This window comes from Legionella fairfieldensis ATCC 49588 (assembly GCF_000621525.1).
In the GTDB taxonomy this organism is placed as follows: domain Bacteria; phylum Pseudomonadota; class Gammaproteobacteria; order Legionellales; family Legionellaceae; genus Tatlockia; species Tatlockia fairfieldensis.
The window spans coordinates 152,622-158,670 of sequence record NZ_KK211299.1 but is presented as its reverse complement, the minus strand read 5'-3'; the positions used below and the strand labels follow the sequence as shown (position 1 = coordinate 158,670).

Sequence of the window (6,049 nt, the reverse complement as noted above, 5' to 3'; positions counted from 1 at the left end):
TAACCTCAACTCGATATAAGAAATTTTTAAATAATAGCAATATTGCAATGAGCATCGGTACCAAGTACATTTTAGTTCGTTAAAAACTCCCCAGTTTATAAGGAAATAAGATGTTGGTACCGATAGTAGAAATATTCTGTGATATTGATGATTTTTGCAAGGCATGGTTTAAAGAAAGTTCATTTTATATACTTCCATCCCCCAATAGAAAGCGTGCTCGGTTTTGTAGAATGTCGGCCAGTGAAATCATGACGCTAGTTATTTTATTTCATTTGAGTCATTACCGTACCTTTAAAGATTATTATCGTGATTGTGTGCAGAAGGATATGAGGAACTATTTCCCAGAGCTGGTGAGTTACAATCGATTTACAGAAATTATGTCGAGCGTTCTCATTCCGTTAACAGCCTATCTTTACTCGCGATTGGGTAAGAAAACCGGTTTGTATTATGTTGACTCAACACCTCTTGCAGTCTGCCATAATAAACGCATTTATCGTCACAAGACCTTTGATGGGATAGCCGAGCGAGGCAAGACATCCATGGGGTGGTTTTTTGGGTTCAAACTTCATGTAGTGATTAACCATGAGGGCGAGTTAGTGGCTTTTTGCATTACCAAAGGCAATGTAGATGACCGGGTCCCATTAGAACAACTCTTTAAAAACCTTGAAGGACTCGCTGCTGGGGACAAGGGGTATTTGTCAAAACAAAAAACAGAGTCCTTATTGGCAAAGGGCTTACGCCTCATCACCAGGGTGAGGCGAAATATGAAAGAAAAAACAATGAATCTTTTTGACCAGTTCTTTTTGAATCACCGTGGACTGGTTGAAACGGTAATAGAGCAACTAAAGTCAATTTGTCATATCGACCATTCAAGACACAGAAAACCTGATAATTTTGTCATTAATTTGTTGGCGGGACTCATGGCTTATATGCTTAAACCAAGAAAACCCTCTTTACATCTTCATACAAAAATACAAAATAATAAATTCCTTATGTCGAGCTGAGGTTAAGTAAGGTGAAAAATGATTTATTTATGGCAAAAACCTAAAAATTGTACTAATAAATTAATAGCTGAATACGATAGAGAACACTCACCCGATCGGTTTTTATTTTTAGATGGTGTTCGATTAGCAAACAAGAAAGTAGACAAGAAAATCATTTTTGTACATGAAATGTTGCAAGAAAAAATTAGTAGCTATGATTGTATTCCCAACAACTCATCATCTCCACTAGTGAATCAAAAGATAGTAGATTTATTGCTAGAATTAGCGCCTGCTGATGTGCAATTTTTTGATACAGAGGTTCACTGCAAGGATGGTATCCTGATCAATTATAAGTTATTAAATGTCACTTCTACCATTGTAGGCATTGATCGTGAAAAATCTATTTATAATCTAATAGCGGGGACAGATGCTATCGATACTTTTAGATATTTAACCTATAAGCCTGGTTGCATGGGAGCGCATAAGATCGCAAGAGATGAAGAATATACAAATCACTTATTAGTATCTGAAGGAATAAAAATAGCTTTTGAAAAGGAAAAAATTAAAGGTATTTGGTTTATAAGGGCTGAGGATTTATACGCTAGTCTCTACCGTTAGGGTCGCCAAACAAACAAGTTGCCTAAAGCGAGCATTTAAATGATTTAACATTGACACTGGATGATGGTAAAGTTTTTGAAATTTTGATTACAGAGGCTGAATGAATAGATGGAAATTCTTACTATTAAAAAAGCTGAACCAGAAGATGCTCAAGAAATAATTGACTTTTTAAATAGTATTGGAGGGGAAACGGATTTTCTCACATTTGGTCAAAATGAGTTTCCCGTTTCCCTTAAAGAAGAAATAGACATTATTAATGAATGCTTAAAAAAAGAAAACTCACTCATGCTTGTGGGTAAAATAAATCAGATGATTGTTTCACAATTATTTCTAGATGTTTCAAATGCCTCTCGCTTAGACCATATTGGGCACTTAGGTTTAAGCGTAAAAAAATCTCATTGGGGGCAATCTATTGGGAAAAAAATGCTGGTCGAGGCGATTGGTTGGGCTAAGAAAAAAAATCTCGTTAAAATACAATTGCAAGTAAGAACAGATAATTTTTCTGCTATTAATTTATATAAAAAATTTAATTTTGTTATTGAAGGAACAATCACTCAAGCTCTGAAAATTAATAATAAATTTTATGATGATTTTTTAATGGGCTTAAATTTGATTTAATCATAATCTATGCAGGCGGTGAGGTAATCTCCCCATTTTTACTCGAGTTTGCCATATAGCGGCTATTGAGAGCTGAAAAGTCCAGCCTACGCTCGCTTTATACTCCAATTAAGCTTGCGAACAATTATAAGTACATGTACCATATTAAGTACAATTATTACCAGGGAATTATTATGGAAGTTTTAAGTTACTCCGCTTTAAGAAATAATTTGGCAAGCACTCTTGATAAAGTAAATGAAGATCATGTTTCTATTCTCATCACCAGACAAAATGGAAAACCGGCAGTCATTATGTCCCTGGAAGATTTTAAATCTTACGAAGAAACAGCTTACTTAATGACAAGCCCGAAAAATGCAGAGCGTTTAAGTCAAGCAATAGCTGAAGTCGAAGCTGGAAAAACCCAAAAACATGGAATCATTGAAGAATGATTTTATCATGGGCTGAAAATGCCTGGGATGATTATCTTTACTGGCAGGCAACTGATAAAAAAATCATTAAACGAATTAATGCACTTATAAAAGATATTCAACGAAATCCCTTTGATGGAATAGGTGACCCGGAACCTTTAAAACATCATTGGTCGGGTTATTGGTCGCGACGAATTGATAGAGAACATCGAATTATTTACAAACCGACTGATAAGGCTCTTTATATTGTCCAATGCCGATATCACTATTAATTTCAATTATCTATTGAATTAGTTAATAGGCTAGGCTGTGAAGCCCAGCCTACGCTCGCTATTCAAAACACGTAGGTTTAATCAAGGTAACTTTTTCAGACAAGTTGAGTATCATGAAACGATATCTCCCTCGCGACAAAGAAAACGTTAACGAGGCCAAGTTCAAATAAAAAAGAATATTTTGATTTTAAACATCAACAAATTATGATAATTTTTGAGAGTTTATTGATGTCAAATCGCACCAAATAACAATATGCAGGATTGCTGAGGCAAGGAATGAATTATCTATCAGCTATTAAAAAGGGACTGCTTGTAAGAGGCAATAACAGAGCTATTGCCCGGAGCTGCCAACCCATACCGGATTTTGTTCGATTTTGGTTTCTTTGTTTCCAGTTCTGTTTTCTTTTTTTGAGTTGTCTAAAACTTACGGTGCGTGTTGCATCCCTTTCCTCATTATTCAAGATTATGGCTGGCTGCTTTTTTTCCATAATTTCGTTTTTACTTTGTAGGAGCACTTATGAAGCATCGCATTTTTTCTCTCGTCACGAGCAATCCTCCATACCCCGACACCTCTGAGGTGTGGTTTACTCTTACTTACATTGCATAAGGACACCTGATGAACAGTAGACAGATTATGAGAATAATGACTGGCGCATGGCTGGCATTGGCCATGGCTTTCGCGCACGCAGGCATGCCCTTGTGGACATTTACCCCATTAACTCCGACAAATCTCACGGTGGAAGCAGACGCTACCGCTACGGTAAGCTATCAAGTGACCAATCAATCCAGAAGGCCACATACGCTGGTGATGAAAAACATACCCGGAGTGACCCAGGTAACAACGCCAGGTCACTGCGCCAGTCTTTTTGTTTTAGGCTACCAGCAATCCTGTATTTTAAGTTTATTCATTAACGGTAACACCTTGAAAGGGGATATTCTGGGCGGCCCTGCCGTGTGCGAGCATGGCAATCCCAACCAATGTTATCAGCCAGGCCGCCCTGACATCTTACATATTATCAAAGGAGCCAATTATACCGTAGGGGGCTCTGTCTTTGGTCTTTTAGGGACTTTAGTGCTTGCAAATAATGGGAGTGATGCACTGACCTTGAATGCAGACGGAACCTTTACCTTTTCAAGCGCGCTCCCTCCGGGAAGTACTTATTCAGTCACGGTGCAAAGTCAACCTGCCACTCAAACCTGTACCGTAACCAATGGCAGCGGTATCCTCATTAATGCCAATGTCACCAACGTGACCGTGAATTGCTCCACAAATACCCGCACCGTAGGGGGAAATGTTGCCGGGCTGGCGGTATCAGAATCAGTGGTGCTGCAAAATAATGGCGGCGATACCCTGACCGTCAACAGCAACGGGGCCTTTACCTTTCCCACACCCATTGCTCAAGGGGCAACCTACAATGTGACGATTCTGACACAGCCCGCAACACAAACCTGTACAGTAACCGGCGGCAGTGGTACCGCAGGTGGCTCTAATATCACCACTGTACAAGTGCAATGTTCCGTCAATGCTTACACGGTGGGAGGCACTTTATCCGGTTTATCCTCCGGAACCGTTGTGCTCCAAAACAATGGCGCGGATAATTTATCCCTGAGTAGTGACGGGGCGTTTACTTTTACTTCAACCGTGGCTCAGGGTGCGCCCTATAATGTGACGGTATTAACGCAGCCACCAGGTCAAACCTGTACGGTCACCAATGGCAGCGGTACGATGGGTGCGGGGAATGTTACCAATGTTAGTGTCAACTGTACCCCGGATCCGACCGCGCTGAGCACAAGCGTAAGTCAATTAGCGCTAAGCGTCACAGGGTTTACAGAATACGGAATCACTGGAACACCTTCTTCCGGGCTTGCCCGCGTGATTACGATTACCAACACAGGCACTAATCCAGCGGTGAACTTATCGGTCGCTCCACCGACTTGGCCCGCAGGAACCTCAAACACCACCACCTGTGGAAGTACACTGGCAGCAGGCAGCAGTTGCACAATTACCATTACCCCCGGCGCCACAGCCACCTCCGATGGTACCAATCCCTGCTCAAGTGGAACAGCGCCTGTGCCCGGCGCAGTTGAGGTCAGCGCTGACAACGCAACGACCGTATCGATTGATGTAGTCATCTTAAGCTATGGCTGTATTTATCAGGGCGGTTATGTCTTTGCTTTTGATGACACAGCTCCCAATACTGACAGCGTGGGTGGGAAAGTCTTCACAACAACAGACCAGATCGCTGTTTATCCTCCGGATGGGATTGTCTGGAGTTCAAATGGAGGTATTGGTGGCGGAAGCGGTGGGATGAACAATGTTGATGTAAGCTGGGATATGATTCCTGGGGTTGATCGAACCTCCACATCCTCCCTTGGCTCCCCCACTTACGCCGATTTTGCTTCCTTTTTTTCAACGACCTATACCAATCCCAATCCTTTTACCGCTGCTGATTTTGCCCAATGCGATGGAATATCAGACGGTTCTTGCAATACCAATAACATCGTGACCTTTTATAACCAATTTGTTACCAACAATACCACGGCAAATGGAGGTACTCCTCTCTTTACTGCAGATCCCGGACCAACCACCATCACTTACTACGCCGCAGGATTATGTACGCAATTAATCAGTGGGTATTCTGACTGGTATCTGCCCGCCATTTGTGAGATGGGATATGACATGAATACTCAAGGTAGTGGTTGTGGCACTTCAGCCACCCCCACGTTGCAAAATGTACAAACCAGCCTGTTTGACCTGGCGGGTCTTCAAGCAACCCCTAATGGCAACTACTGGAGTTCCACTGAGCATTCTGCAGGTCCCTCTACCGATGCGTGGGTTCAGTACTTCACCTCCGGTGTTAACAGCTCTCAGGGCCTCTTCAATAAGAGAAATCAACGGGGTGTTCGTTGTGTCAGAAGCCTAATCTATTAACCCATTGATCTCTTACCCAGACCGCATAGCGGTCTGGTGGTTCACACTTTTTTGAAAAAACTAAAGAGTCTTGAATCCTTTCTTTTCTTCTTTTCCAGTTTCTTGATTTCTAAGCTGATTTTCTTTGTTTGTTTCATCGAGCTTATTTCTGTTTTCTTGATAATTAATGATTGTTTCTGGTAATGAAGGCATAATTTTCCCTTTAAAAAGTATATTGGG

At 41.2% G+C, this 6,049-nt stretch carries 7 protein-coding genes; 6 read left to right on the top strand and 1 reads right to left on the bottom strand.

Annotation, left to right across the window (positions count from 1 at the left end; all coding sequences use genetic code 11):
* Positions 1–110 precede the first annotated feature (110 nt).
* From T345_RS0111595 to T345_RS14665, 6 genes are all read left to right on the top strand, one after another.
* A complete protein-coding gene (locus tag T345_RS0111595; RefSeq protein WP_035918823.1) occupies positions 111–1,004 on the top strand; it encodes an IS982 family transposase in 894 nt (297 codons plus the stop codon).
* Between the two features lie 18 nt (positions 1,005–1,022).
* Positions 1,023–1,601, top strand: coding sequence for an imm11 family protein (locus T345_RS0111590; protein ID WP_028389484.1), 579 nt, complete (start codon positions 1,023–1,025; stop codon positions 1,599–1,601).
* Between the two features lie 108 nt (positions 1,602–1,709).
* A complete protein-coding gene (locus T345_RS0111585; RefSeq protein ID WP_028389483.1) occupies positions 1,710–2,219 on the top strand; it encodes a GNAT family N-acetyltransferase in 510 nt (169 codons plus the stop codon).
* Positions 2,220–2,392: 173 nt separating this feature from the next.
* Entirely contained in the window at positions 2,393–2,647 is a 255-nt protein-coding gene (locus T345_RS0111580) for a type II toxin-antitoxin system Phd/YefM family antitoxin (protein WP_028389482.1), read from the top strand.
* Entirely contained in the window at positions 2,644–2,898 is a 255-nt protein-coding gene (locus T345_RS0111575) for a Txe/YoeB family addiction module toxin (RefSeq protein WP_028389481.1), read from the top strand. Before T345_RS0111580 ends, T345_RS0111575 begins: the two co-directional genes overlap by 4 nt.
* A 616-nt stretch (positions 2,899–3,514) precedes the next feature.
* Entirely contained in the window at positions 3,515–5,830 is a 2,316-nt protein-coding gene (locus T345_RS14665) for an Lcl domain-containing protein (protein ID WP_084273804.1), read from the top strand.
* A gap of 60 nt (positions 5,831–5,890) precedes the next feature.
* On the opposite strand, the gene T345_RS15520 is transcribed toward T345_RS14665, so the two are convergent.
* Positions 5,891–6,022, bottom strand: a complete 132-nt coding sequence (locus T345_RS15520) for a hypothetical protein (protein ID WP_278044079.1) — start codon at positions 6,020–6,022, stop codon at positions 5,891–5,893.
* Positions 6,023–6,049 lie beyond the last annotated feature (27 nt).